The 26,190-nt window shown below is 67.5% G+C and carries 32 protein-coding genes; 13 read left to right on the top strand and 19 right to left on the bottom strand.

The window, feature by feature from the left end; all coding sequences use genetic code 11:
* Positions 1–78 precede the first annotated feature (78 nt).
* A complete protein-coding gene (locus ON41_RS03855; RefSeq protein ID WP_051160936.1) occupies positions 79–555 on the top strand; it encodes a MarR family winged helix-turn-helix transcriptional regulator in 477 nt (158 codons plus the stop codon).
* Positions 555–1,808, top strand: coding sequence for an MFS transporter (locus ON41_RS03850; protein WP_040745148.1), 1,254 nt, complete (start codon positions 555–557; stop codon positions 1,806–1,808). The genes ON41_RS03855 and ON41_RS03850 overlap by 1 nt, the downstream gene beginning before the upstream one ends.
* Positions 1,809–1,929: 121 nt before the next feature.
* Here ON41_RS03850 and ON41_RS03845 read toward each other — a convergent pair whose 3' ends face one another.
* Entirely contained in the window at positions 1,930–3,327 is a 1,398-nt protein-coding gene (locus tag ON41_RS03845) for an amino acid permease (RefSeq protein ID WP_246460932.1), read from the bottom strand.
* A gap of 152 nt (positions 3,328–3,479) precedes the next feature.
* On the opposite strand from ON41_RS03845, the gene ON41_RS03840 reads away from it, so the two are divergent.
* A complete protein-coding gene (locus ON41_RS03840; RefSeq protein WP_040745147.1) occupies positions 3,480–4,232 on the top strand; it encodes a DUF427 domain-containing protein in 753 nt (250 codons plus the stop codon).
* Positions 4,233–4,235: 3 nt separating this feature from the next.
* Here the strand turns inward: ON41_RS03840 and ON41_RS03835 are convergent, their stop codons facing one another.
* Complete coding sequence (locus tag ON41_RS03835) at positions 4,236–4,976, bottom strand: SIR2 family NAD-dependent protein deacylase (RefSeq protein ID WP_040745144.1); 741 nt, start codon at positions 4,974–4,976, stop codon at positions 4,236–4,238.
* Positions 4,977–5,061: 85 nt separating this feature from the next.
* On the opposite strand from ON41_RS03835, the gene ON41_RS03830 reads away from it, so the two are divergent.
* Together ON41_RS03830 and ON41_RS03825 are read left to right on the top strand one after the other, a co-directional pair.
* Positions 5,062–5,724, top strand: coding sequence for a TetR/AcrR family transcriptional regulator (locus ON41_RS03830; protein ID WP_373281314.1), 663 nt, complete (start codon positions 5,062–5,064; stop codon positions 5,722–5,724).
* Entirely contained in the window at positions 5,721–6,128 is a 408-nt protein-coding gene (locus tag ON41_RS03825) for a cupin domain-containing protein (protein WP_040745139.1), read from the top strand. Before ON41_RS03830 ends, ON41_RS03825 begins: the two co-directional genes overlap by 4 nt.
* A 47-nt stretch (positions 6,129–6,175) precedes the next feature.
* On the opposite strand, the gene ON41_RS03820 is transcribed toward ON41_RS03825, so the two are convergent.
* Positions 6,176–6,496, bottom strand: a complete 321-nt coding sequence (locus tag ON41_RS03820; protein WP_040745137.1) for a hypothetical protein — start codon at positions 6,494–6,496, stop codon at positions 6,176–6,178.
* Entirely contained in the window at positions 6,496–7,710 is a 1,215-nt protein-coding gene (locus ON41_RS03815) for a 3-ketosteroid-9-alpha-monooxygenase, oxygenase component (protein ID WP_040745136.1), read from the bottom strand. Before ON41_RS03815 ends, ON41_RS03820 begins: the two co-directional genes overlap by 1 nt.
* 223 nt (positions 7,711–7,933) lie before the next feature.
* On the opposite strand from ON41_RS03815, the gene hsaA reads away from it, so the two are divergent.
* From hsaA to ON41_RS41320, 5 genes are read left to right on the top strand one after another with little or no spacing between them, the layout of a single operon-like run.
* A complete protein-coding gene (hsaA, locus tag ON41_RS03810; protein WP_040745134.1) occupies positions 7,934–9,097 on the top strand; it encodes a 3-hydroxy-9,10-secoandrosta-1,3,5(10)-triene-9,17-dione monooxygenase oxygenase subunit in 1,164 nt (387 codons plus the stop codon).
* Positions 9,098–9,973, top strand: coding sequence for a 4,5:9,10-diseco-3-hydroxy-5,9,17-trioxoandrosta-1(10),2-diene-4-oate hydrolase (gene hsaD / locus ON41_RS03805; RefSeq protein WP_040745132.1), 876 nt, complete (start codon positions 9,098–9,100; stop codon positions 9,971–9,973).
* A 3-nt stretch (positions 9,974–9,976) separates the two neighbouring features.
* On the top strand, positions 9,977–10,876 hold the full coding sequence (gene hsaC / locus ON41_RS03800; protein ID WP_040745130.1) for an iron-dependent extradiol dioxygenase HsaC: 900 nt from the start codon (positions 9,977–9,979) through the stop codon (positions 10,874–10,876).
* 17 nt (positions 10,877–10,893) lie between these two features.
* Positions 10,894–11,484 carry a 3-hydroxy-9,10-secoandrosta-1,3,5(10)-triene-9,17-dione monooxygenase reductase subunit gene (gene hsaB / locus ON41_RS03795; protein ID WP_040745128.1) on the top strand — a complete coding sequence of 197 codons (591 nt, stop codon included), beginning with the start codon at positions 10,894–10,896 and terminating at the stop codon, positions 11,482–11,484.
* A 58-nt stretch (positions 11,485–11,542) separates the two neighbouring features.
* Positions 11,543–11,743 (top strand): hypothetical protein, encoded by a 201-nt coding sequence (locus ON41_RS41320; RefSeq protein ID WP_157185342.1) that lies wholly within the window; start codon positions 11,543–11,545, stop codon positions 11,741–11,743.
* Here the strand turns inward: ON41_RS41320 and ON41_RS03790 are convergent.
* From ON41_RS03790 to ON41_RS03770, 5 genes are all read right to left on the bottom strand, one after another.
* Positions 11,722–12,135 carry a PIN domain nuclease gene (locus ON41_RS03790; protein ID WP_040745125.1) on the bottom strand — a complete coding sequence of 138 codons (414 nt, stop codon included), beginning with the start codon at positions 12,133–12,135 and terminating at the stop codon, positions 11,722–11,724. The two genes, ON41_RS41320 and ON41_RS03790, sit on opposite strands and share 22 nt — an antisense overlap.
* A complete protein-coding gene (locus ON41_RS03785) occupies positions 12,132–12,347 on the bottom strand; it encodes a type II toxin-antitoxin system VapB family antitoxin (protein ID WP_040745123.1) in 216 nt (71 codons plus the stop codon). Before ON41_RS03785 ends, ON41_RS03790 begins: the two co-directional genes overlap by 4 nt.
* Before the next feature lie 131 nt (positions 12,348–12,478).
* Complete coding sequence (dmpG, locus tag ON41_RS03780; protein WP_040745121.1) at positions 12,479–13,513, bottom strand: 4-hydroxy-2-oxovalerate aldolase; 1,035 nt, start codon at positions 13,511–13,513, stop codon at positions 12,479–12,481.
* A gap of 15 nt (positions 13,514–13,528) precedes the next feature.
* Positions 13,529–14,467 (bottom strand): acetaldehyde dehydrogenase (acetylating), encoded by a 939-nt coding sequence (locus tag ON41_RS03775; RefSeq protein WP_051160935.1) that lies wholly within the window; start codon positions 14,465–14,467, stop codon positions 13,529–13,531.
* 10 nt (positions 14,468–14,477) lie between these two features.
* The gene (locus ON41_RS03770) at positions 14,478–15,263 is read right to left on the bottom strand and encodes a 2-keto-4-pentenoate hydratase (protein WP_040745119.1); all 786 of its coding nucleotides are present in this window, start codon (positions 15,261–15,263) and stop codon (positions 14,478–14,480) included.
* A gap of 140 nt (positions 15,264–15,403) precedes the next feature.
* On the opposite strand from ON41_RS03770, the gene kstD reads away from it, so the two are divergent.
* Entirely contained in the window at positions 15,404–17,113 is a 1,710-nt protein-coding gene (gene kstD, locus ON41_RS03765; RefSeq protein WP_083905111.1) for a 3-oxosteroid 1-dehydrogenase, read from the top strand.
* 8 nt (positions 17,114–17,121) lie between these two features.
* A complete protein-coding gene (gene chsH3, locus ON41_RS03760; protein WP_040745115.1) occupies positions 17,122–17,985 on the top strand; it encodes an enoyl-CoA hydratase ChsH3 in 864 nt (287 codons plus the stop codon).
* Positions 17,986–18,415: 430 nt separating this feature from the next.
* Here the strand turns inward: chsH3 and ON41_RS03755 are convergent, their stop codons facing one another.
* The 6 genes from ON41_RS03755 to zapE all read right to left on the bottom strand — a co-directional run bounded on the left by ON41_RS03755 (position 18,416) and on the right by zapE (position 23,745).
* Positions 18,416–18,859 (bottom strand): hypothetical protein, encoded by a 444-nt coding sequence (locus ON41_RS03755; RefSeq protein ID WP_040745113.1) that lies wholly within the window; start codon positions 18,857–18,859, stop codon positions 18,416–18,418.
* Between the two features lie 3 nt (positions 18,860–18,862).
* Positions 18,863–20,137, bottom strand: coding sequence for a DUF58 domain-containing protein (locus tag ON41_RS03750; RefSeq protein WP_040745111.1), 1,275 nt, complete (start codon positions 20,135–20,137; stop codon positions 18,863–18,865).
* A complete protein-coding gene (locus ON41_RS03745) occupies positions 20,134–21,096 on the bottom strand; it encodes an AAA family ATPase (protein WP_040745109.1) in 963 nt (320 codons plus the stop codon). Before ON41_RS03745 ends, ON41_RS03750 begins: the two co-directional genes overlap by 4 nt.
* A gap of 29 nt (positions 21,097–21,125) precedes the next feature.
* The gene (locus tag ON41_RS03740; RefSeq protein ID WP_051160934.1) at positions 21,126–21,653 is read right to left on the bottom strand and encodes a hypothetical protein; all 528 of its coding nucleotides are present in this window, start codon (positions 21,651–21,653) and stop codon (positions 21,126–21,128) included.
* Positions 21,650–22,594: a DUF4129 domain-containing protein gene (locus ON41_RS03735; RefSeq protein ID WP_040745107.1), complete on the bottom strand. Its 945-nt coding sequence runs from the start codon at positions 22,592–22,594 to the stop codon at positions 21,650–21,652. The genes ON41_RS03740 and ON41_RS03735 overlap by 4 nt, the downstream gene beginning before the upstream one ends.
* A 212-nt stretch (positions 22,595–22,806) precedes the next feature.
* Positions 22,807–23,745, bottom strand: coding sequence for a cell division protein ZapE (gene zapE, locus ON41_RS03730; RefSeq protein WP_051160933.1), 939 nt, complete (start codon positions 23,743–23,745; stop codon positions 22,807–22,809).
* 82 nt (positions 23,746–23,827) lie between these two features.
* On the opposite strand from zapE, the gene ON41_RS03725 reads away from it, so the two are divergent.
* A complete protein-coding gene (locus ON41_RS03725; RefSeq protein ID WP_051160932.1) occupies positions 23,828–24,451 on the top strand; it encodes a TetR/AcrR family transcriptional regulator in 624 nt (207 codons plus the stop codon).
* Between the two features lie 14 nt (positions 24,452–24,465).
* On the opposite strand, the gene ON41_RS03720 is transcribed toward ON41_RS03725, so the two are convergent.
* The 4 genes from ON41_RS03720 to ON41_RS03710 form a co-directional block, all read right to left on the bottom strand.
* On the bottom strand, positions 24,466–24,672 hold the full coding sequence (locus ON41_RS03720) for a DUF397 domain-containing protein (protein WP_040745105.1): 207 nt from the start codon (positions 24,670–24,672) through the stop codon (positions 24,466–24,468).
* Entirely contained in the window at positions 24,669–24,797 is a 129-nt protein-coding gene (locus ON41_RS43715) for a hypothetical protein (RefSeq protein WP_221333121.1), read from the bottom strand. The genes ON41_RS03720 and ON41_RS43715 overlap by 4 nt, the downstream gene beginning before the upstream one ends.
* Before the next feature lie 157 nt (positions 24,798–24,954).
* A complete protein-coding gene (locus tag ON41_RS03715) occupies positions 24,955–25,161 on the bottom strand; it encodes a DUF397 domain-containing protein (protein ID WP_040745103.1) in 207 nt (68 codons plus the stop codon).
* A complete protein-coding gene (locus ON41_RS03710) occupies positions 25,158–26,054 on the bottom strand; it encodes a helix-turn-helix domain-containing protein (RefSeq protein ID WP_040745196.1) in 897 nt (298 codons plus the stop codon). Before ON41_RS03710 ends, ON41_RS03715 begins: the two co-directional genes overlap by 4 nt.
* Positions 26,055–26,190: the final 136 nt, after the last annotated feature.

Below are 26,190 nucleotides of genomic sequence, written 5' to 3'. Positions count from 1 at the left end.
GGGGCGTGGGGAGGGTCACAGGTGGATACATAGTTAGCCTATGTACATAGATAGTTAGTAAATGTAAACTAAATTTTCGTGCGGTTCAGTCAGGTCACCCCGGTAGTCAGTCGCGAGGAGTCGCTGGTCGACATCGTGGTCGCCGCGAGCAGGCTCACGCGGCTGGCGGGGTCGTTCAGCGGGGATGTGCTGCCGCGGGCCATGGTGCGCGCGCTGTCCCTCCTCGACGAGCACGGACCGCTGCGGGTCAGCGAGTTCGCCCGTCTCGACGGGTGTTCCCAGCCATCGGCAACGGCGCTGATCGGCAGGCTGATCGCGGCGGGACTGGCCGACCGCACCACCGATCCCGGCGACTCCAGAGCCGTGGTCGTCGAGCCGACGCCGGCGGGACGCGCGCGTTTGGTCGCGTCCCGCCGTGCGATCGGCACCGCCTTGTCACAGCGATTGCCCGGCTTCGACACCGACCGGCTCGCCCCTCTGAGCGACGAGCTCGGCGAACTGCTCGAGGCCCTGAAATCGGCTGCGCATCGAGAAGATTCGATTCAGGAGCGTTGATGAGCACCACTCTCTCGCCGCGCGCCGCCACCGACGCGCCTGCCACCGGAATAGCCGCACAGCCCAAATCCGTCTGGGCCGTGGCCTTCGCGTCGGTGATCGCCTTCATGGGAATCGGCCTGGTCGATCCCATCCTCAAACCCATCGGCGAGCAACTGCACGCCTCGCCTTCGCAGGTGACGCTGCTGTTCACCAGCTACATGCTGGTCACGGGCGTCGCCATGCTGATCACCGGCGTGATCTCCAGCCGCTTCGGCGCCAAGAAGACACTGCTCGCCGGACTGGCGATCATCGTGGTGTTCGCGGCGCTCGCGGGCAGTTCCGGCACCGTCGGGCAGATCGTCGGATTCCGCGCCGGCTGGGGTCTGGGCAACGCGCTGTTCATCGCGACCGCCCTGGCCACCATCGTGGGCGCGGCCACCGGCGGCGTAGCCCGCGCGATCATTCTCTACGAGGCGGCGCTGGGCATCGGGATCGCGGCCGGGCCGCTGGTCGGCGGATTCCTCGGCGGATTCAGCTGGCGCGCACCGTTCTTCGGCGTCTCGGTGCTGATGGCCATCGCGTTCGTCGCGATCGTGGTGCTGCTGCCGCAGTCACCCAAGCCCACCCAGCGCACCTCGATCGTCGCGCCGTTCAAGGCGCTGCGCTTCCCCGGCCTGCTACTGGTGAGCATCACCGCGCTGCTGTACAACTACGGCTTCTTCACGCTGCTGGCGTACACCCCGTTCCCGCTGGATATGGGCACCTACGCGATCGGCTTCATCTTCTTCGGCTGGGGCCTGCTGCTGGCGCTGGCATCGGTGGTGTTCGCGCCGAAGTTGCAGCGCGCCTTCGGCACCGTGCCGATGATCGCGGTCTCGCTGGGCCTGTTCGCGGCCGATCTGGCGGCGATGGCGATCTGGACCGACCACAAGCCGGTGCTGATCGTCGGCACCATCCTGGCCGGCCTGTTCCTCGGCGTGAACAACACACTGATCACCGAGGCCGTGATGATCTCCGCGCCGGTGGAACGCTCGACCGCCTCCGCGGCCTACAGCTTCGTCCGCTTCGTCGGCGGCGCCGCCGCCCCCTTCCTGGCCGGCAAACTCGGCGAACACCAGATGGCCCTCCCGTTCTGGGTCGGCGCCGCCTGCACCGCCGTCGGCGTCATCGTCCTACTCTCCGGCCGCCGCGCCCTCTCCCACGTGGATGACCACGACCCCGCCGAACACAGCGAAACCGAGGCCGAGGCAATCACTGTCGGCGACGACTGATCTACGTTCCCCCTTTGCCCCGGCCAAAAGCACGCCGGGGCAAAGGGCATGTTTCCGGCACGCCACCACCCTTTTTCCTGCGCGTTTTTGGCAGGAAACGGGTCAAGCCGACGTAGTCGGCTCAGTGGGTGAGTACCTCTACCTCGCGCACCGGGGCCTTCTTGCCGAACTTGGCGCGCAGGGGGTAGAGCGCTGCGACTACCAGGACTGTGACGGTGGAGGAGAGGAGTTGGGTGCGCATCGAGGTCATGGCGGCGGCGGAGATCAGGACCGCGCCGAGGACGGCGATGACAGCCCAGCTGAGGTAGGGGTAGAGCCAGAGGCGGTAGGTGAGGGCGGAGGGGTCCTCGCGTTGCAGGCGGGCTCGGAGGCGGAGCTGGGAGAACATGACCGCCAGGTAGAGGAAGGCCAGCATGACGCCGATGGAGTTCACCAGGAAGGTGAAGACCCGGTCCGGAGAGACGTAGGAGGCGACTACCGCGCACCAGGCGGCGACCGTGCCCAGCAGCACCGCTCGGGCGGGGACGCCGCGGCGGTTCACCCGGACGAGACCGGCGGGCGCGTCGCCGTCGCGGGTGAGGACGTGCAGCATGCGCGAGGACACGTAGATCGCCGAATTCAGCACCGACAGCACCGCGGTCAGGATGACCACCTGCATCACGGTCCCCGCCGCGGGCACGTGCATGGTGTCGAGGGCGCTGACGAACGGGCTGGTCAGCACCTTGGCGTCGTCCCACGGCAGGATCGTCACCACCAGCAGGATCGAGGCCACGTAGAACAGCGCCACCCGCCACAGCACATTGCTGGTGGCCCGGGCCACGGCCTTACCGGGCTCGGCGCTCTCGGCGGCGGCCAGCGTCACGATCTCGGTGCCGCCGAAGGCGAAGATCACCACCACGATCGCCGACAGCACCCCGTCCCAGCCGTGCGGGACGAATCCGCCGTGCGCGGTCAGATTGTCCAGTCCCCCATGCCCGTTCGGCCACAGCCCGAGCACGTACAGCACGCCCAGGATCAGGAATACGACGATCGCGGCGACCTTGATCGAGGCGAACCAGAACTCGAACTCGCCGAACGAACGCACCGAGATCAGGTTGACCGCGGTCATCACCACCAGCAACGCGGCCGCCAGCACCCACTGCGGCAGGTCGATCCAGTCCGCGAGGATCGCCGCGCCCGCGGTCGCCTCGGCGCCGACCAGGATCACGTACATGTACCAGTAGAGCCAGCCCACGGTGAATCCGGCAAAGGGGCCCAACGCGATTCGCGCGTACTCGGCCAGCGATCCCGCCACCGGCCGGGCCACCACCATCTCGCCGAGCGCGCGCAGCACGCACAGCACCAGCACGCCCGCCACCGTGTAGGACAGCACCGCCGCCGGGCCGGCCGTCCTGATCACCGAACCGCTGCCCACGAACAGCCCGGCGCCCACCGCGCCGCCGATCGCGAGCATGGTCATGTGCCGGCGACGCAGACCGGTGCGCAGACCCGCGCGCCCGGCCCCGCTCGTCTCGTTCAATTGCTTTACCTTCTGTTCGCCCAGATGTTGCCGTGCCACCCTATCGAGCCGGGCAGGCACGCAGAACACGCAGGTAGCGCCGCTGGAGCCGGGAGTTGTCCCGCTCCCGCTCCACCACTCGCGTTCACCGTCCCGGAGTACCGTCGGCTGGTATGACCGAAACACCTCGGGGGCGGGTCCGGACGGAGCGCAGCCCCAAACGAGTCCGGGCCTACGCCGACGGACGGCTGGTGATCGATACGGTCACGCCGACGCTGGTCTGGGAGAGCCCCTACTACCCGACCTACTATCTACCGGTCACCGATCTGCGCGCGAAGCTGGAGCCGACCGGGTCGACCCGCCACTCCCCGAGCCGCGGCGAGGGCGTGGAGTACGACGTGGTACTCGACGATGTCACGAGATCCGCTGCGGCCCTGCGCTATCCGGATTCACCGATTCCCGAACTACAGGATCTGGTGCGGCTGGAGTGGGGCCTGATGGACGAGTGGTTCGAGGAGGACGAGCCCGTCTACGTCCATCCCCGCAATCCCTATACCCGCGTGGACATCCTGGTCAGCTCCCGGCACGTGCGGGTGGCCATCGGCGGGCAGACCGTCGCCGATTCGCACGCGCCGCACATCCTGTTCGAAACCGGTTTGCCGCCACGGTATTACGTGCCGTTGACCGACGTCCGGACCGAACTGCTGACGCCGTCGGCGACGCGGACCAGCTGCCCGTACAAGGGCACCGCCGAATATTTCAACGTCCGCATCGGCGATGCCGAGTATCCGGATCTGGTGTGGCTGTACCGGACGCCGCTGCCGGAGAGTCAGAAGGTCGCGGGCCTGGCCTGCTTCTACGACGAGAAGGTGGACGTCTTCCTCGACGGCGAACTGCAGGAGCGCCCGAAGACGCCGTTCGGCTGAGTGTCAGCCCGCCAGGATCTCCGCCACCAGCTTCGGTACGGCCTCACCGATCGGATCGCGGATCACCTCGGCCGCCCAGCGGTCGTACGGCGTGGGCTCGGCGTTGACGACGATCAGGTCGGCCCCGCTCTCGACGGCGACGGCGCACATCGAGGCGGCCGGCTCCACCTGCAACGAGCTGCCGACGGCCAGGAAGATATCGCTCGCCATCGCGATCTCCTGCGCCGCGTCGACGCTGACGGGATCCATCTGCTGGCCGAACATGATGGTCGCGGCCTTGAGAATGCCGCCGCAGGCCGGGCACGGCGGATCGGGTTCGCCGGCCGCGACGCGCTCGAGCGTCTCGGCCATCGAGGCGGTGTAATCGCAGCCGACGCACACGACCTCGAACATATTGCCGTGGATCTCCACCACCGATTCCGGCGGCGACCCGGCACGCTGGTGCAGCCGGTCGATGTTCTGGGTGATGATGCGGACGTCACGCTCATCCGCGAGCCGGGCCAGCGCCCGGTGCGCGTCGTTGGGCCGCGCCTGCCAGGCCGGATTGTCGCGGCGCGCGAGCCAGGCCCGCTGCCGCAGCCCGGGATCGGCCACGTAGTTCTGATAGGTCGACAGCAGTTCAGCGATCGGATCCTTCGTCCACACGCCGCGCGGCCCGCGGAAATCCGGGATACCGGAGTCGGTCGAGATACCCGCGCCGGTGAGCACGCCGATCGGGCCGGTCCGCTGTCGCCACCCTGTCATGCCCTCCAGGTTAGGGCCGGGCGAGCGCGGCGGCCCGGCCGGCGATTTTTGATACGCTCGTGTATTCGAGCACCGTGGGGAGGAGCTGGTCGTGTCGACGTCCACCGAGGCCGAGCCTTCGCCCGCCCCCGCACGGCGGCTGACCAAGCGCCGGGCCCGCACCCGGCAGCGATTACTCGACGCGGCGTTCGAAGCCTTCGCGGAGGAAGGTTTCGGGCGCTGCACCGTCGAGCAGATCTGCGAGCGGGCCGGGTTCACGCGCGGCGCGTTCTACTCCAATTTCACGTCCCTCGAGGAGCTGTTCCTCGCCATGTGGGAGCAGCGGTCGCAGCAGTTGCTGCACGAGGTGACCGCCGTGCTGCGCGAGGATCCGCCCGCCCCGGTGACCGATCTCCGGCAGGGCGTCGAGCGGGTGCTGCGCGCGGTTCCCCTGGACGAGAAGTGGATTCGCATCACCTTCGAATTCACCGCCCACGCGCTGCGCAATCCGTCCCTGCGCCGCATCATGGCCGCCCGCGAGGAGGCGATCATCGCGGCCCTCCTCCCGGTGGTCGCCGAACTCCTGAGCCGCGCGGGCCGCACCGTCCCCGACCCCGCGGCCCTGGGCCACGCCCTCGTCGCGGTACACGACGGCACCGCCACCCAATGCCTGATAGACCCCGGCAGCGACACCGCCCGCGCGCGACGGGTCGATTTGTTCACCCAGGTCGCGCTGGCCTACAGCGAAAAAGACGGAGACCGAATATGACCGAACGCCCCGCGCTGGCGGCAGCACTGGATCTGGAACCGCACCCCGAGGGTGGGTGGTTTCGTGAGACCTGGCGCAGCGGAGTGGAATTCGAGCCGAAGGGGTACGACGGGCCGCGGTCGGCGGCTACGGCGATCCACTTTCTGTTGCTGCCCGGGGAGAAGTCCGCGCCGCATACGGTGCGCTCGGACGAGGTCTGGCTGTGGCATCGCGGCGGGCCGCTGCTGCTGGATATCGGCGGCGAGGAGGTCGTGCTCGGGCCGGATGTGGAGCACGGCCAGTTGTTGCAGGCGGTGGTGCCCGGCGGCGTGAGCCAGTCGGCGCGGCCCGCGGAGAACGCCTACGTGCTGGTCAGCTGCTTCGTATCCCCGGGATTCGATTTCGCGGACTTCCGCCTCGACTGAGGGCCGGTCCGGCCCGGCGGCTCGCTCCAAGCGCCGGGCCGGCCCGTCTATTCGTCGACGCGCAGCACGCCCTCGTCGACGGCCCGATCGATCGCCTCCTCCAGGGCGGGGCAGGAATCCGGGCGCCCCGGCCCGCGGGCCAGCTCCTTGAAGACCGGGCAGTGGTCGGCCGGATTCACCGTCCACTGCACCGACTTCTGATGCGAGCTGGCCTTGCGGACCAGGACCTCCGTGCCGCAGCTGCGGCACCCGACCGGCGTCAGCCCGTCCTCGAGGTAGCGCTTCTTGTCGACGACCGTCTGGGCGCGCACCTGCTCCCGCCGCTCCGGACGATCCGCGAAATCCGGTGCCTTCGCCCAGCCGGCCATCAGGCGTTCGCCTCCTGGGCGGCCTGCTCCTGCGCGTCGTCGGCCTCGCGCTTGCGGCGCAGGTTCTCGGCGACCTCGGCCTCCCAGACCTCGTTCGCCTTGGTCGTGTCGACCTCGAACTCGAAGCGCTGCGTCATCTTCGGATCGATGTCGGCGACGTCCACGTAGAACTGGTCGTACCAGCGCCGCAGCTGGTAGACGGGGCCGTCCTCCTCGCAGAGCAGCGGATTGTCGATCTTGGACTTGTGCTTCCAGATCTCCACGTCCTGGAGGAAGCCGACGCTGATGCCCTCGGTCATCTTCTTCGCCAGCTTGTCGGCCATCTCGCCCTCGACGCCCTTGGGCTTCTCCAGGGTGATGCCCCACTGCAGCACGAACGCGTCCTGCGACACCGGGTAGTGGCAGTTGATCAGAACGCTGTTGACCTCGAACCCGCTGTAGATGTTGGTGAGCGGGTTGATCATGTACGACGGCCCGAAGTAGGACGCCTCCGACTTCAGCAGGGTGTCCCCGCCGTACTTGGAGGCCATGCCGATATCGGGACGGCCCTTGGTCTCCAGGTACTGCGTCGCGATATGCCCCTCGAAGACGTTCTTGAAGAACGTCGGGAACGCGTAGTGGATGTAGAAGAAGTGGGCCATGTCCACCACGTTGTCGATGATCTCGCGGCAGTTGGCGCCCTCGATCAGCATCGACTCCCAGGTCCAGTCGGTCCACCCGCTGTTGAGCTCGTCGGTCTCGTTGCCCTCGGCATCGGTGTACGGGCCCTTGATGCGGGGAATCGTGATGTCGTCCGGCGGCTTGTTGCCCTCGAAGTCGTGCCAGACGAACAGCTGCCCGTTGCGCTCCATGGTGATCCACGCCCGGGTGCGGGCCAGCGGCGGCACGCGCCGCGCGTACGGGATGGAGGTGCAGCGGCCGTTGCCGCCCCAGCGCCAGTCGTGGAACGGGCAGGCGATCGAATCGCCCTTGATCTCACCCATGCTGAGGTCGCCACCCAGGTGCCGGCAGTAGGAATCCAGCACCTTGATCTCGCCGTCGCTGTCGGCCCACACCACGAGCTTGGTGCCGAACGCCTGCACGGCGTGCGGCTTGCCGTCGCGGAACGGTGCGGCCAGGCCCAGGCAATGCCAGCCCCGCGCATAACGCGTGGGCGCGGCCCCGACATCGATCTCACGGACCTTGCCGCCGCGCGCTGGTGCGCTATCTGCCATCGTGATCCCTCCTCTGAGTACTAGAACACGTTACAAAATTGTCCGCTGCAGCGCTAGCTATTCACCTGACGACCAGGCAAAGGCCACCCTTATGATGGTGCGGACACCCGTTCTCGACAGGAATAAGAACGTGTTCTAGTCTCAAGACTAGTATCGGTCTCACCACACCACGCGGGTGGCCGATGAACCCGTTCCATTCGAGCAGGCAGGAGCAGCCCCCGAGATGACGCAAGAAGTGATAGAGCGGGTCGAAGCGCTGTTGCCGACGCTGCGCGAGCGCGCGCAGGAGGCAGAAGATCTACGCCGCATCCCCGACGAAACCATCAAGGCGCTGCAGGCGACCGGTTTCTTTCGGCTGGTGCAGCCCAAGCAGTGGGGCGGCTACGCCGCGGATCCGGTGATCTTCTACGACACCGTCCGCAAGATCGCCAGCGCGTGCGGCTCCACCGGCTGGGTGGCCGGCATCATCGGCATCCACAACTGGCATCTGGCGCTGTTCGACCAGCAGGCGCAGCAGGACGTGTGGGGTGAGGACACCGAGGTCCGGATCTCCTCCTCCTACGCACCCATGGGCGCCGGCACCGTCACCGAGGGCGGCTACACCGTCAACGGCTCGTGGGCCTGGTCGTCGGGCTGCGAGCACGCCGACTGGGTGTTCGTCGGCGGTCCGGTGATCAAGGACGGCAAGCCGGTCGACTTCGGCAGCTTCCTGATCCCGCGCAGCGACTACCGCATCGACGACGTGTGGAATGTGGTGGGGCTCAAGGGCACCGGCTCCAACACCGTCGTCGTGGACAACGTCTTCGTGCCGCGGCACCGCTTCCTGTCCTTCCGCGCCATGAGCGAGCTGAAAGCGCCGGGCCTGGAGCAGAATACGGATCCGGTGTACAAGATGCCTTGGGGCACCATCCATCCCACCACCATCTCCGCGCCTATCGTCGGCATGGCCTACGGCGCGCTCGACGCGCACGTCGAGCATCAGGGCAAGCGCATCCGCGCCGCCTACGCCGGCGAGAAGGCCAAGGACGACCCGTTCGCCAAGGTCCGCATCGCCGAGGCGGCCAGCGATATCGACGCCGCCTGGCGGCAGCTGTCGGGCAATGTCGCCGACGAGTACGCGCTGCTGGTGGCCGGCGAGGAGATCCCGTTCGACGTGCGCGCGCGGGCGCGCCGCGACCAGGTTCGCGCGACCGGCCGGGCCATCACCTCGATCGACAAGCTGTTCGAAAGTTCCGGCGCCACCGCGCTGGCGAACGGCACTCCGCTGCAACGGTTCTGGCGCGACGCCCACGCGGGCCGCGTGCACGCCGCCAACGATCCCGAGCGCGCCTACACCATGTACGGCACCCACGCGTTCGGCCTCCCCGTCACGGACGGGATGGTGTAGATGACCGCCACCGCAGAGCTGACATTCGAATCGACCTCCCGCTTCGCGCAGGTCCGGCCGGATCTGAAGCTGCACTACCACGAGGCGGGCGTGGGTAACGGCCCGACGGTCGTGCTGCTGCACGGCGGCGGTCCCGGCGCCTCGTCGTGGTCCAACTTCGCGCACAACATCGCCGTGCTGGCCGAGCACTTCCACGTGCTGGCGGTGGATCAGCCGGGATACGGGCTGTCGGACAAGCCGACCGAGCATCCGCAGTACTTCGTGCACAGCTCGTCGGCGCTGAAGGATCTGCTCGACACCCTGGAGATCACCGATCGGGTTGCCCTGCTGGGTAATTCGCTCGGCGGCGGGGCGGCGGTGCGGTTCGCGCTCGACTATCCCGACCGCGCGGGCAAGCTCGTGCTGATGGGTCCGGGCGGGCTGAGCACCAACCTGTTCGCGCCCGATCCGACCGAGGGCGTAAAGGCGCTGTCGCGGTTCACCTACGAGCCGACCCGCGAGAACATCGAAACCTTCCTGAAGATCATGGTTTTCGACCAGTCGATGGTGACGCCGGAGCTGGTCGACGAGCGCTTCGAGCTGGCGCGGACACCGGAATCGCTGGCCGCCATGCGGGCCATGGGCAAGTCGTTCGCCTCGGCCGACTTCGAGAAGGGCATGCTCTGGCGCGACGCCTACAAGCTGCGTCAGCCCGTCCTGCTGATCTGGGGCCGCGAGGATAGGGTGAACCCGCTCGACGGCGCCCTCGTGGCGCTGAAGTCGATCCCGCGCGCCCAGCTGCACGTGTTCGGCCAGTGCGGGCACTGGGCACAGCGGGAGAAGTTCGACGAATTCAACCGGCTGACAGTGGATTTCCTCAGTCCCAAGGAGAAGTGACCCATGGGTATTCGAGCGCTCGGATATATGCGCATCGAAGCTACCGACATGGCGGCGTGGCGCGAATACGGGCTCAAGGTGCTCGGCATGATGGAGGGCGAGGGTCCCGACAAGGACGCGCTCTACCTGCGCATGGACGAGTTCGCGGCGCGCCTGGTGATCGTGCCGGGCGAGCACGACCGGCTGCTGGTGTCGGGCTGGGAGGTCGCCAATGCTCCCGAGCTGCAAGAACTTCGGGAGCAGTTGTCGGCCTCGGGGGTGGCCTTCAAGGAGGCCACCAAGGAGGAGCTGGCCGATCGCCGCGTCGAGGGGTTGATCCGGTTCGAGGATCCGTCCGGCAATACGCTCGAGGCGTTCTACGGGATGCAGTACCTGGCCCGGCGCTTCGTCAGCCCGTACGGCCACAAGTTCGTCACCGCCGAGCAGGGTCTGGGCCACGTGGTGCTGACGTGTACCGACGATGCCGCGGCGCAGGCGTTCTACCAGGGCGTCCTCGGCTTCCGGCTGCGTGACTCCATGCGCCTGCCCCCGCAGATGGTCGGTCGTCCGGCCGACGGCGACCCGGCCTGGCTGCGGTTCTACGGCTGCAATCCGCGCCACCACGCGCTGGCGTTCCTGCCGCTGCCGAATCCGACCGGCATCGTGCATCTGATGGTCGAGGTGGAGAACTCCGACGATGTCGGGCTGTGCCTGGACCGCGCGCTGCGGCGCAAGGTGAAGATGTCGGCCACCCTCGGCCGGCACATCAACGACAAGATGCTGTCGTTCTACATGAAGACGCCCGGCGGCTTCGACGTCGAATTCGGCTGCGAGGGGCTGGAAGTCGAGGACGAGGACTGGATCGCCCGGGAATCGACGGCGGTCAGCCTGTGGGGCCACGACTTCAGCATCGGATTCAAGTAAGCGAGTCAGGAGTTCACATGACGGCGGACGGCGTGGCGGGCACCGATCTTCCCGAGATCGATGCGCGGCAGTTCCGGAATGTGCTGGGGCAGTTCTGCACTGGCATCACCGTGATCACGACGCTGGACGAGGAGGGCGGGCCCGTGGGCTTCGCCTGCCAGTCCTTCGCCGCGCTGTCGCTCGATCCGCCGATGGTGCTGTTCTGCCCCACCAAGGGCTCGCGCACCTGGGCGGCGATCGAGCGGGCCGGCCGCTTCTGCGTGAACGTCCTCGCCGAGGAACAACAGCCGGTCTGCGCCCGCTTCGGCTCCCGCGAACCCGACAAGTTCGCCGGAATCGACTGGCACCCTTCCGACCTGGAGCTCCCGCTCCTGGACGACGCCCTCGCCACGATCCAGTGCACGGTGGCGAGCGTCGTGGACGGCGGCGATCACCACATCGTGATCGGCCGGGTACAGGCCCTGTCGGAGTCCACGGACTCCGGCAGGCCGCTGCTGTTCTACCGAGGCCAATACACCGCCATAGAACCCGAGAAGACCGTCCCCGCCCCCTGGCGAGCCGACCTGGACCACTTCCTCACCACCACAACCCTCGACACCTGGTTGTGACGATCGAAGACGCGCCAGGTTCAGCGTCCCCAGCCGTCGATGGATTCAAAGTCGATTCATGCCACGGCTGGAACGCATCGCCGCCGACCCAACAGTCGGCCACAGTGAACCAGGGCGTCGCAAACGACCATTGACCGCGGAGCAACTGGTCGAACGGCACCGCAAGCTACCGCGCGTGGATGGAAAGACCCTCCGAGCCGAGGCTGAAGAGTTCTTCGGCGACCAGGATCGTGTCGGCTACGACGAACCGAACCATTGATGCGGTTGTCCGGTTATCGCTGCGATGCACTCGAAGTCGTGATCGCGATGCAGGAGCGTCAGCCCTCGAAGTTCGGCGGTGGCCGCGACGACGAGGTCTATCGGCCCGGCACTCCGATGTTGGCCTCGTTTCGTCAACTCTCCCTGGACTTCCCAGGCACGAGAGTATGCGCGATCATCGACGGGCTCCCATCCGAAGACTTCTCTCATGTCATCGATTGCCCGCGTACGGTCGGCGAACGAGCGGGCCGTGTAAAAGAACTCGAGTTCGATGATCGGGCAGACAGCGATAAGTCCAGCAGCTGCCGCAGCGTGCCACGCAGCGGCGCCAGGGTCCCGCCTCATGAGAGGCACCAATGCACTTGTGTCGATCAGGAACTCGGCCGCGCTCACCGGCGGTAGTTCTCCTTGTCATCGAGTTGGTCCAGATCGAAAGCACCATCCGCGACGGCATCCTGCAGCCGGGTCAGAGCCAGCGCTCGCCGACGGGTCTCCAAAACCTCACGAAGCGCCGCGTTGACAGTTTCCTTCTTGGTGCCGGTACCGAGCGCCTTGGACACGTCGGCTACCAGCTGATCATCCAGATCGATCACAGTCCGCGCCATCGCCACTCCTTGATATTCTGACTCGAATCAATGATATCACGTCAGATATACACCTGGCTGGGCTGCAGGATCATTCCGGTCCGATACTCGAAGGGCTGGGGCCAGACACGCCCCAGCCCCTGCAAGCCACGTCAGGCGGGGGTGGACTGCTCGCGCTGGAGTTCCAGGGCGATGTCGATCAGCTGGTCTTCCTGGCCGCCTACCAGGTTGCGTTTGCCTGCGCGGACGAGCATTTCGGCGGCGGAGACGTGGTAGCGCTCGGCCTGGCGTTCGGCGTGTTTGAGGAAGCTGGAGTAGACGCCCGCGTAGCCCATCATGAGGGACTGGCGGTCGAGGAGGCATTCCTGGGGCATGGCGGGGCGGACCACGTCCTCGGCGGCGTCGGCGATGGCGAAGAAGTCGATGCCGGTCTTGATCCCGATCTTGTCGCAGACGCCGACGAAGGCCTCGACGGGAGTGTTGCCCGCACCCGCACCGAAACGCCGTGCGCTGCCGTCGATCTGCTTGGCGCCCGCGCGGACCGCGTACACCGAATTCGCGACCGCGAGGTCGAGGTTCTCGTGGCCGTGGAAACCGACCTGAGCGTCGTCACCGAGTTCGGCGACCACCGCCGAGATGCGGTCGGAGACCTCGTCGAGCACCAGCGCGCCCGCGGAATCCACCACGTACACGCACTGACAACCCGCGTCGGCCATGATGCGCGCCTGCTGGGCCAGCACCTCCGGCGGCTGGGTGTGCGACATCATCAGGAAGCCGACGGTCTCCAGGCCGAGTTCGCGGGCCAGGCCGAAGTGCTGGATGGAGACGTCCGCCTCGGTGCAGTGGGTGGCGATGCGGACGATCGAGGCCCCGTTGTCTTGGGAGACCTTGATGTCCTCCTTGACACCGACGCCGGGCAGCATCAGTACCGCGATCTTGGCCTGCTTGGCCGTCTGCGCCGCGATCGTGACCAGTTCCTGCTCAGGCGTTTTCGAGAAGCCGTAGTTGAACGAGGAGCCGCCCAGGCCGTCGCCGTGGGTCACCTCGATCACCGGCACGCCCGCGCCGTCGAGGGCGGCGACGATATCGCGCACCTCGGTGGCGGTGAACTGATGCCGCTTGTGATGCGAGCCGTCGCGCAGCGAGGTATCGGTGACGCGAATGTCGAGTTCGTTGCTGAAAGGCATTGTGGTACTTCCCCTTTAGACGCGTGCCGAGACGATCTGGTCGGCGACGACCTCGCCCACCCGGGTGGCCGCGGCCGTCATGATGTCGAGATTGCCCGCGTAGGGCGGCAGGAAGTCGCCCGCGCCCTCGACCTCCACGAAGACCGAAACCTTCGCCATCCCACCGGAAACCACCGAGGGCTCGTCGAACTGCGGCTCGTTGAGCAGCCGGTAGCCGGGCACGTACTGCTGGATGTCGGCGACCATGCGATGGATCGACTCCGCGATGGCGGCGGTGTCGGCGTCCTCCGGGATCGCGCAGAAGATGGTGTCGCGCATGATCATCGGCGGTTCGGCCGGGTTGAGGATGATGATGGCCTTACCGCGCTGCGCGCCGCCGATCGTCTCCACGCCCTTGCTGGTGGTCTTGGTGAACTCGTCGATATTCGCGCGGGTGCCGGGCCCGGCGGAGACCGACGACACCGACGCCACGATCTCGGCGTAGGGCACCGGGACCACCCGCGAGACGGCCGCGACGATCGGAATCGTCGCCTGCCCGCCGCAGGTGATCATGTTGACGTTCGGCGTATCGAGGTTGTCGCCCAGGTTGACCGGCGGCACCACGGCCGGGCCGACCGCCGCGGGAGTCAGGTCGATCGCGCGGATCCCCGCCTCCTGGTACTTCGGGGCGTACTCGCGGTGCACGTAAGCGGAGGTGGCTTCGAACAGCAGCTCCGGCTTCTCCGGCAGCGCCAGCAGCCAGTCGGCGCCCTCGTGCGAGGTCTCCAGGCCCAGATCGCGGGCCCGCTTCAAACCCTCGCTGTCCGGGTCGATCCCGATCATCCAGCGCGGTTCGATCTTCTCCGAGCGCAGCAGCTTGTAGAGCAGATCGGTGCTGATGTTGCCGGAGCCCACGATCGCGGCAGCGATCTTCCTACCGCTGCTCGCTGCTCCGTTGCTTCCATTCGCGGCCATGCGGGGCCTCCTAGCTGAAATCCAGTCGGACGGAACCGAGTCCGGCGAACTCGGCGTGGAAGGTATCGCCCGGACGGGCATCGATGGCGCGGGTGCACGATCCGGGCAGCACGATGTCACCGGCCTTCAGCCGCACTCCGAAGGAGGCGACCTTGCGGGCCAGCCACGCCACGGCGATGGTCGGATCGCCGAGCACCGCATCGCTGCGCCCCTCGGCCACGACCTCACCGCTGCGGGTCAGCCGGGCATCGATGGTCTTGATGTCCAGCAGCTCCGGCGCGACGCGCTCCGGGCCGAGCACCCAGCCCGCCGACGAGGCGTTGTCGGCGATGGTGTCGCACAGGGCGATCTTCCATTCCTTGATGCGGGTGTCGATGAGTTCGATGGCGGGCGCGTAGGCGACGGTCGCGTCGAGGACGTCGGCCTCGGTGCACTCCGCGCCCGGCAGATCCTTGCCGAGGACGAAGCCGACCTCGACCTCCACCCGCGGATACAGGTACTTCGAGGTGTCGACCACGACATCCTCGAACACCTCCATCTCCGCCAGCAGGTGCCCGTAGTCCGGTTCGTCCACGCCCATCATCTGCTGCATCGCCTTCGACGACAGCCCGACCTTGTGACCGACGACACGCGCGCCGCCGGCCAGCCGCTGCCGGATGTTGATGAGCTGGACCTCGTAGGCATCGACCACATCGATGTCCGGATACCGCGCGACCAGCGGATCGACCGGCACCCGGTCGCGTTCGGCGGCCGCGAGCTCGGCGGCCAGTTCGCTCCGTACCGCGTCGGACAGCACGCTTATTTCCTTCCGTCGAGGGCCCGGCCGGTTACCGAGAGGGAAACTGAAACGAGTTTTCCTGCGAAAACCAGGGTCAGTAGCGCCGTCTGCCACATCAATATAGACCGAACCAGGACTGATTCTATAACGTGTTCTACATGACTGATCGGGAATACGACGTGGTGGTGGTCGGCAGCGGCGCCGCCGGCATGACCGCCGCGCTCACCGCCGCCCACCACGGGTTGCGTGCGGTGATCATCGAGAAGGCCGCGCACTACGGCGGAAATACGGCCCGCTCCGGCGGCGGCGTGTGGATCCCGGGAAACAAGGCGCTGCGAGCATCCGGACGGCCCGACGACCGCGAGGAGGCCCGTCGCTACCTGCACAGCATCATCGGCGACGTGGTGCCGGCCGAGCGGATCGACACCTACATCGACCGCGGCGCCGAGGCCTTCGACTTCGTCCTCGATCACAGCCCGCTGAAGATGAAGTGGGTGCCGGGCTACTCGGACTACTACCCCGAGGCCCCGGGCGGCCGGGGCGAGGGCCGCTCGTGCGAGCCCGCGCCGTTCAACGCCAAGGTCCTCGGCGAGGAGCGGTTCAACCTGGAGCCCCCGTACGCGAAGGCCCCGCTCAACGTGGTCGTCATGCAAGCCGATTTCGTCCGCCTCAACCTGATCAGGCGTCACCCGAAGGGCATCATGCGGGCCATGCGGGTCGGCGCGCGCACCTACCTGGCCAAGTGGACCGGCAAGCACATTCTCGGTATGGGTCAGGCCATTATCGCAGCCATGCGCAAGGGGCTCATGGACGCGAATGTTCCTGTCCTGCTGAATACCCCGATGACCAAGCTGATCGTGGAGAACGGGGTTGTCACCGGCGTCGAGGCGGAACAGGACGGCAAGCCGGTCACCTTCACCGCCCGCTACGGCGTCGTCCTGGGCAGCGGCGGTTTCGAGCACAACGCCGAGATGCGCACCAAGTACCAGCGCCAGCCCATCACCACCGAGTGGACCACGGGCGCGGCCGCCAACACCGGCGACGGGATCGTCGCGGGCATGGACGCCGGCGGCGCGGTCGGATTCATGGAGGACGCCTGGTGGGGTCCGACCATCTTCAAGGGCGGCAAGCCGTGGTTCGCGCTGGCCGAGCGGAATCTGCCGGGCGCGATCATGGTCAATTCCGAGGGGAAGCGCTTCGGGAACGAGTCCGCTCCTTACGTCGAGGCCGTGCACACCATGTACGGCGGCACCTACGGGCAGGGCGACGGTCCGGGCGCGAACATCCCGACCTGGCTGGTCTTCGACCAGCGCTACCGCAACCGGTACATCTTCGCCTCGCTACAGCCGGGCCAGCGCATTCCGTCCCGCTGGATGGAGAACGACAACATCGTCAAGGCCGACAGCCTGGAGGAGCTGGCGAAGAAGATCGGCATCCCCGCGGACAATCTCGCCGCCACCGTCACGCGGTTCAACTCCTTCGCCGAGAAGGGCAAGGACGAGGACTTCGGCCGCGGCAACAGCCACTACGACCGGTACTACGGCGATCCGACCGTGAAGCCCAACCCGTGCCTGGCGGCGCTGGTACAGGGCCCGTTCTACGCGGCCAAGATCGTGCCCGGCGACCTCGGCACCAAGGGCGGCCTGGTCGCCGACACCGCCGGCCGGGTGCTGCGCGAGGACGGCACGGTCATCGAGGGCCTGTACGCCTCGGGCAACTGCTCGACGCCGGTCATGGGCCACACCTACGCGGGTCCGGGCGCGACCATCGGCCCGGCGATCACCTACGGATATCTGGCGGTGCTGGATATCGTCGACCGTGCGAAGAAGCAACCCGCGGCCAGCGGCGCCACGGGCGGGCAGGGGTAGGAGTACAGATGCCGATCGATCCGAAAGTCGCACTGGGAGCGGCGCTTCCGGCGCAGGAGTTCGCCTGGACCGCGTCCGACGTGCAGCTCTACCACCTGGGCCTGGGCGCGGGCGCGCGCTGGACGGACCCGGGTGAGCTGCGCTATCTCGACGACCGCGCGCCACAGGTGCTGCCGACGTTCGCGACCGTCGCGGCCACGCTGCGGGAGACCGAACCGCCCAAGGTGAGTTTCCCGGGCGTGGAGATCGACCTGGCGAAGGTGGTGCACGGCAGCCAGGAGATCGTGGTGCACCGGCCGATCCCGGCCGCCGGCAAGGCCACCAGCACGGGCCGGATCAGCGAGATCTGGGACAAGGGCTCGGCCGCGGTGATCGTGCAGGAGACCACGGTCAGCGGCTCCGACGGCGATCCGCTGTGGACGGCGCGCTCATCGATCTTCGCCAAGGGCGAAGGCGGTTTCGGCGGCGAGCGCGGGCCCAGCAACAAATCCGAATTGCCGGACCGGGCACCGGATTTCGACGTCCTCACGCCCACACTGCCGCAGCAGGCGCTGCTCTACCGGCTGTGCGGCGACCGCAATCCGCTGCATTCCGATCCGGCGTTCGCCCGCGCCGCGGGTTTCCCCAACCCCATCCTGCACGGCCTGTGCACCTACGGACTGGTGTGCAAGACGGCCACCGACACCGTCCTGAATTCGGAGGCGGGCCGGGTCACCGGCTTCCGGGGACGATTCGCGGGCGTGCTCTATCCCGGCGAGACGATCCGCTCACGGATCTGGCTGGAAGGCAACGAGCTGACCATCGCCGCGACCGTGGTCGAGCGGGAGAACGCGCCGGTGCTGGGGGATGTGAAGCTGACGTTCAGCTCTTGAGGTTCCGTTGGCCCCGGCCAAAAGCGTGCCGGGGCAATGGGATACAGCAGCGCGGGCAGTGGATACGGCAGTGCCGGGCAATGAACGGCATTGCGGGGCAATGGAATACGGCGGTGCGCCGAAGTAGAGGACCACGTGACGCGCACAGTCGATGAGACTGGTGATGCGTACGGTCGATGGGACACGGTGGCGTGCCGGGCGAGGAAATCTCGGGCACGCCATCTCGCGTCATTTTTCCGGCATGCTCTTGGCCGGAAACCACCCCTCAGTCGTCGGCCGGGAAGCCCGTCGCGAAGAGGATGGCGATGGCGACGGAGCAGACGACGGCGATGATCGGAATAACCCACATGGCTTCGACACTACAAGCTGTAGTACTTAGCGTGGGTCACGGAGAGGCCCGCTGTGGCCAGTGACACAGCGGGCGGGGCGGTCAGGCGGGCGGGGATTGTTTCGGGTTACGGATGGTCAGGCCCTGGATGATCAGGGCGTAGAGGGCGATCACGAGGACCGGGGCGGCCAGGGGCACCCACTGGAGTTGACCGGGGACCAGGGCCGCGCCGACGGCGGCGGCCGCGAAGACGAGCGCACCGGTCACCGAGGGCAGGGTGGTGGGGACGACACCGCTGGGCGCGTGCACCGTCGCGGTGTTGAGCAGGTAGGTCGTCGCCACCAGTCCCGTCCCGGCCGCGGCCAGCGCGCCGGTGTCGTCCCAGGCGACGGCCCCCAGCGCGACCAAAACGGCGGCCACGGCAGCAACGCGCAGCCGCCAGCCGATCACCACCAGCACTCCCACCGGGATCGCCGCCCACGGCAGCACGATCGCCGCGGCCGCGGTCAGCAGCAGGCCGGACAGTACGGCGAGGAATCTCGTCATGGCCTACCTCTTCACCCGCACGAGCCGGCGTTGCTCGGGTGCCAGCCGCATGACCTGATCGAGGCGGGCGTCCTCGGGCCAGGCGACGATGTCGACGCCGACCGTGCTCATATCGCGATACATCGACGTCCGTTCCAGCTGCCACATCCGGGCCATCGTGCCGTCGAGCTCCTCGCGGAAGGGCGTCCCGCGCAGCACGTCCACCACCACGACCACGTGACCGCGCTTGCGCAGGTCGATCAGGGCCAGCGCGAACTGGGTGTCCAGCAGCGTGGAGAACGCCACCACGATCGCGCCGAGGGGCACCGCACTGTGCGGGGCCAGCGTGCCGGAGGTCGGGATGTGCTCGTCGCCGACGTCCAGCACGGTGTCGACGATGCGATAGAACTGCCGACGGCCGATATCGGGCCGCAGCCAGCGCGGGGCCTGCCCCAGGCACACCACCGCGGTCCGGTCGCCCGCCTGTAGCGCCGACTGCGCGACCTGCGCCGCACCGCGCACCGACAGCTCCAGCGAATCCGCCGCCGGGCCGGGCGCCTGCTGCGAGGTGTCCACCAGCACAACGACATCCGCGGCCCGGTTGGTGAGCCGCTCGGTCACGTAGAGGCGGCCGCGGCGCGCGCTCACCGGCCAGTTCACCGTGCGCAGCTGATCGCCCGGCGCGTAGGCGCGGATGTCGGCGTATTCGACGCCGGGCCCGTGCCGCCGGGTCAGGTGGGTGCCGATCCGCTCGGGATAGTCGGTGCGCGGCAACTTCATTCGCTGCGGATCGGCGATCGGGTACACGTACACATCGCCCGCCGGCAACGAGACCGACGCCATCGCCATACCGGCCGGGCTGAGCGCCGTGACGCGCACGGTGACCGGATAGCGGCCCCAGCGCGCGGTCGACAGCGCCAATCGCAGACCCGCAGGCGCGGGACCGGAATCGACGGCCTGCTCGACCCGCAGCTCTAGCCCGGCAGCCTGTTCGGGTTTGCAGCGCAGCAGCGCGTGCCCGTCCTCGACGAAGGCGGCGACACTCATCACCACCTCCTCGGATTCGAAGCAGCGCAACACGCCCGAGCCGTCGACCTGGATCTTGGTGCGCGCCACCTGCCACGGCGCGGTCGCGAGCACGCCGAGCATGGGCGCGGCGAAGACGACGAGCTGCCAGCGGCCGAGGACGACCGCCAGGACCAGCGCGGGGGCCGCGGCCCCCGCCAGCATGAACACCAGCGGCGCGGGCCGCCAGCGTAGTTCGGCGTCCGCGGTCGAGCTGGTATCTCGATGTCTCATGTGACCGTCGCGCGCGGGACCGGCAGGCGGCGCAGCAACTCCGAGATCACGTCCTCGCCACGGATGCGCCGCACCCACATCTCCGGACGCAGCGTGATGCGGTGCGCCATGGCCGGAACGGCCAGCGCCTTCACATCCTCGGGGACCACGTAGTCGCGGTTCATGAGCAGGGCGCGGGCGCGGGCCATCTGCACCAGGTCCAGTTCGGCGCGGGGGCTCGCGCCGACCTCCACCTGCGGGTGATTGCGGGTCGCGGCCGCCAGCGCCACCACGTAGGTGACGACATCCGGGTGCACGGTGACGAATTCGACCGCCTGCCGCATCTCCAGCAGCCCCTGCGTATCGACGACCTGGCCGACCTGCGGCGGCGCGGACCCGCGCTCGAGCCGGCGGCGGATCATCTGGGTCTCGTCCTGTTCGGACAGGTAGCCCAGGCGAAGCTGGATAGCGAAGCGGTCGAGCTGCGCCTCGGGCAGCGGGTAGGTGCCCTCGTACTCGATCGGATTGTCGGTGGCCAGCACGATGAAAGGCTGTGGCAGCGGGAATGTTTCGCCGTCGATGCTGACCTGGCCCTCGGCCATGGCCTCCAGCAGCGCCGCCTGGGTCTTGGGCGGTGTGCGGTTGATCTCGTCGGCCAGCAGCATATTCGTGAATACGGGACCGCGGCGGAAATTGAAACGCCCCGAATTCATATCGTAGATCGTGGAACCGATCAGGTCCGCGGGTAGTAGATCCGGCGTGAATTGCACCCGGGTGAATTGCAGACCCAAGGACGACGCGAAGGCTCTGGCGATCAATGTCTTCCCGAGACCGGGAAGGTCCTCGATCAGGATGTGGCCGCCGGACAGCACGGCGATCATGATCAGTTGCAGCTCTTCGCGTTTGCCGACGACGACGCGCGCGATCTCTCGCAGCACCGCCTCGGTGCGCTTGATGGTCACGTCCATCGGTGTCGTCATGTTCGCACTCGCACTCATCTCTACCTTTTTCACATGGACTGCAGGCGGCGCAGGATCTCGTCCAGCGCCGCGCGGCCGGGGGCGCGGGTGTTGGTGTCGCGCGTCGCCGAATTCGCCGGATCCACCCAGCGCCACAGTTCGGGTCCGAACAACAGTTGGCCGGCGGCCTCGGTGGCACGCCGGTTCTTGGCTATCCGATGCCCGCTGGACAGCTCGAACTCCTTGGCCAGCAAGGGTCTCAGGTACCGGTCCCAGTCGGCCCGGGAGCCGTCGGCACGGTCGGTGAGCATCTGGGCGCGGGCATGCCAGCGGTTCAGCATCTCGGCGGGACCGTTGCCGATCTCGTCGTCGGCCGGATCGTCGGGGGCCTGGGCCCGCGACCGCTCGACCAGCGACCAGATCAGCAGTCCGAGCGCGGCCAGCACCGGGACCCCGGCCAGCAGCGGCAGGGAGTCGCGCTCGTTGCCGAGACCGACCAGTTCGACCACCACGACCACCGCGATCCCGCCACCCGCGATCACCCATCGAGGCAATGTCACCGGTGCAGGTTCGTTCATAACCGTTCTCCCTGCAGGTCGTTCAGCACGATCCGCAGCAGCTGTTCGGCCCGCATGCGCTGCCACTCCAGCATCGCGTGCGGGCTGAAGCGGGCCTCCTCGAACAGCGCCACCAGTTCGCGGGCGGACGCGTCGTGCAGGGCGCCGCGCTCGAAGGCACGGGCCAGCACCTCCGACGGGGTATCGGAGATCAGGGGCGCCACCTCGCGGGCCTGGGCGAGGCCGCGTTCCATGGCGCTGTAGCAGGCGATGATCGCGGTGCGGGCGTCCTGGCCCGGGGCGACCATCGCGGCCAGGCCCATCTCCGCCACCTGGGCCAGCGACACCCCGGGTTCGGCGGGGGTGGCCTCGGACGGGACGGGCTGCGGCGCCGGCCTGCTGCGGGTGCCGACGGCGACCACCACCAGGCCGACGATCGCGGTGCCCACCAGGGCCGCCGCACCGACTCCGGCGAGGACGAGGGCGCGGCCGCTGAGTTCGGGAGTTCCGGAGAACGGCTGGGGCGTGGGCGGTGTCGTCTCGACGGGCGCGGTGGTGGACGGGCGGGCGGGCGGTTCTTCCCGCGTCTCGGTGCCGGGTCCGCCCGCGATCAGATAGATCGTCCAGGCCAGGGCCGCGAGGACGGCGAGCATGGCCAGGCCGGCCAGGATCAGCAGGCCCAGGCGACGCAGCTGCCACGGCTGCCGGTCGGTCTCGCGCTCGCCGTCGGGCATGGCCAGCGGCAGCCGATGCTGGCTGGTGATCACGCCGGCCAGCAGGATGACGATCGACACCAGCGACAGCACCGGCATCAGCGCGATGGTGACGGCCGACGGCGGCGAGACGGCATGCGGGCCACCGGTACCCGGGACGATTCCGCGCAGCGCGACGACCGCCAGCGCCACCAACGCGACCAGTCCGATCGCGCGCGGTATCGCCGTTCCTACCACGCCCACGGACATCTCCCAGAACCTCGGTACTGCACAAACAGGCACATCGTTACATGCCGAATGGTTCGTGAGGAGGGAAATCGAGACACCGGCTGAACGAGAATTCGTATCATCCCCGGTGCTGGGAGTGAAAAATCCCGGAAACTGTGAGAATCCACAATTCTGTTGCGCGGCAACTTCCTTGCGACACAAAGGAGTACGTCGGGCGAAAGTGAAAATGCGTTTCACGCGGCGGTGGGATCGCCCGCCGGAAGTTCGCTCAGCCGGCTTGCGGCGCGGGCGAGGTCCGGGACGTGCGGGACGCCGCGGGTGAGGTCGGGCAGCGCCGTCGAGGCGTGGACGGTGAGTGGGAGGTCGGCGTCGTAGAGGACGTCGACCAGGTTGACGAAACGGGTGGCCCAGTCCATGGGGACCGTGCGCAGTGCGGGGACACCGCAGATCGTCCAGTGGCGGTAGCGTCCGGCGAGTTCCAGAAAGTCGGCGGCCGACAGCGGAGCGCCGCACAGTTCCGCGAAATCGACTGCCATACCCCTGTTTTCGATTTCTTGTACCCGAAGGTTCGTGTGGGCTACGGGAATCCGTGCGTTCGGCTCGACCGCCAGGTCGCCGACGATGTAGCACCCCGACGCCAAGCCCGACCGGCGGTCGCCGCCGACGCGGTAGTCGCGCGGGCCGTCGACGGCCACCACGTCGAGGTGCTCGCGGAGGCGCTCGATGGCGGGCAGGAAACGGTCGTGGAACAGCGGATTCGGCAGCAGGTCCACCGGTGGGTAGTTCGAGGTCACCACCAGCACGACGCGCCGGGCGAAGATCGCGTCCAGCAGCCGGGCGATCAGCATGGCGTCGCCGATGTCGTGCACGTGGAATTCGTCGAAGCACACCAGCTCGGCGGTCCCGAGGACGGCGTCCACGGCCCGGTCGATCGATCCGGATTCGGCTACGGCGGCGTGTAATCGGGCGAAGAATTCGTGGAAGTGGTAGCGGCGCTTGCGATCCGAGCGCGCCTCCGCGAAGAACCGGTCCATCAGCATCGTCTTGCCGCGCCCCGGCCGACCGTGCAGGTAGATCCCGCGCGGGCGATGCCACCGCCGCCCCAGCCGACCGCCCAGCGCGGCCAGCCGTTCCGCCGCTTCGCGCTGTGCGTCATCCAGCACCGGATCCATCACACCCTCCGCCCCTCTACTTCTGTAGAGCCTCATCTACACTTGTAGAGGATCGCGGGAGCTACCGCGAGGGAAGGTGACGATGTCCACACCCGACCGCCGCGCGCGGATCGCCGACGCCGCCATCGATCTGATAGCCGACCAGGGCCTACGTGCTTTGACCCATCGCGCCCTGGACACCGCGCTGGAACTGCCGCCCGGTTCGGTGTCGTACTACTTCCGCACCAAGCGCGCGCTCATAGAAGCTGTCGTCGACCGCATCACCACTCGCTCACGGGACGACTTCGAGGCCGCCAAGCTCGCGGGAAGCACGTTTACGGAAACGGAGAAGGTCGCCCACGGCATCGCCGTGTGGCTGGATGAACTACTGGACCGCCGCCACAACCACCTCGTGGCCCGCCACACCCTCATCATGGATCTACGCGGCGACGCCGCACTCCACGACCGACTCGTGGCATGCCTGTTCTCCCACGACCACGCCACCGCTCTGTTCCTGAGCCTGGGTGCGGCCGATCCACCGGCTGCCGCCGCGGATTTCATCGCCCTGATCGAGGGCTTGGTCTTCGACCGATTCGCTGGTGCGCGAAGGGAGTTGGAGCCGGGCACGCCCGAAAGCGTGGCCCGGCTGGAGGTTCCGCTGCGAATACACCTGGCCGGGCTCCGGCCCAGGCCGCGGAGGCTCACACCAACGGCGAGTCGAGATTAGGTCGCTGGGGGCCGTCAGCGCCGAGTGAACTTACCGACCTTCGCATCTGCTACGAAGGCATCCCATTCACCTGGGGCGAAAATCAACGCCGGACCGCTGGGATTCTTCGAGTCGCGGACACCGACGCCGCTCCCCTCGAGCCACGCCACCTCGACACACTCGTTCTCGCCGCCGCTGTGACTGCTCTTGAACCAGGACACCCCGGATAGGTCGATCTTCACGTCTCAAACTCCCTTGCGACCCGCCTGAGCAGATCTCGCGACTTCACCTCATCGAGCGCTGCGCTCCGTATGGTCGAAGCGAGTTCATGGTAGCGCCGGACATCGTCGGCAGCCTCGAGATACAGGTCCGACTCCCGACACCTTTGAAGTAGACCTGCGGCGGCTCAACAGCCCGGCCCGTGGCATCCACTCCGAAGTCATCGGGGGCCTGGTGTTCGATCGGTTCGCCGGTGCGCGAAGGGAATTGCCGCTGGCCACGGGATAAGGCCATGGCGACGGGCGTCAGGGCCGAGCCAACTTACCGGCCTTCGCATCCGCCACGAAGGCGTCCCACTCGCCGGGTGCGAAGACCAAAGCCGGGCCGGTGGGATTCTTCGAATCCCGGACGCCGACACAACCGTCGGCGACCCAGCCCACCTCCACGCAATCGGTCTGACCGCTGCTGTGACTGCTCTTGAACCAAGACACCCCGGCTAGGTCGATCTTCACGCTTCATACTCCCTTGCAGCCCGCCTGAGCAGGTCTCGCGATTTCACTTCATCGAGCGCCGTACCCCGTACGACCGAAGCGAGTTCATGGTAGCGCTGGACATCTTCGGCAGCCTCCAGATATAGATCCGGCTTCCCGACGCCTTCGAAGTAGACCAGCGGCGGCTCCACGGTCCGTCCCTTGGCATCCATTCCGAAATCCAGGATCACGAACGGACCATGGAGGAGTCCCCGCGCGCAACCGGCGCTGAATGGGTGAATCCGAAGACTGACGTTCGGCCGCTTGCTGACCTCCGCAAGGTGCCGCAGTTGCTTCGCCATCACCCGGGGCCCGCCGACGACGCGATGCAGCGCCGACTCGTGGAGCAGCAACTCGAGTTTCACCGGATCGGCCTTGCGGGTCACAATCGTTTGCCGCCTCATACGCAGCGCCACCCGGCGTTCGATGTCCTCCGGGCTGTCGTCCCGGTAGAAATCACTGATCAGCGCCCGCGCATAGTCAGGTATCTGCAGCAGGCCGAGGACGATCTCCTGATACGAAACCAGTTGCCGCGCCTGCGCTACCAACTCGACGTAGATGTTGAACGTCGGGTCGCTGTAGAGACCGGAGAACGCGGTGTACCACGATGAGTCCTGCGCTTGCTTGGCCAATTCCACCGCGCGGGCGGTGTCCTCGGCCGAGACCTCGTACAGCTCACACAGCGCCTTCACGTCGACTATGCGAACCTTCTTCGTCTTCGCCGCCTCGATACGTTGCAAGGCAGCCTGACTCAACTCCACCAAGGCAGCAGCCCTGGCAATACTCAGGCCCGTCGCCTCTCGGCACTCGCGCAGGAACCGACCCAGCTGCCGCCGGGGAAGGGTAGTGGGTTCGAGTTCATCGTCGCTGGTCATAGCCGTGTTCATCCTTTGCGGAAGTGAGTGGATAGGCGTCGGAAATCGAATCAAGCCCTGAACCATCTGCGAACCGCATCCTGGGGATTCACATGACCTCGGATCGAATCACTCGATGCGGATGGCAACATCGTAG

This window comes from Nocardia transvalensis NBRC 15921 (assembly GCF_000308875.1).
GTDB classification, from domain to species: Bacteria; Actinomycetota; Actinomycetes; order Mycobacteriales; family Mycobacteriaceae; genus Nocardia; species Nocardia transvalensis.
Note: the sequence above shows the minus strand (reverse complement) of the source record. Positions and strands in the feature narration are given on the sequence as shown.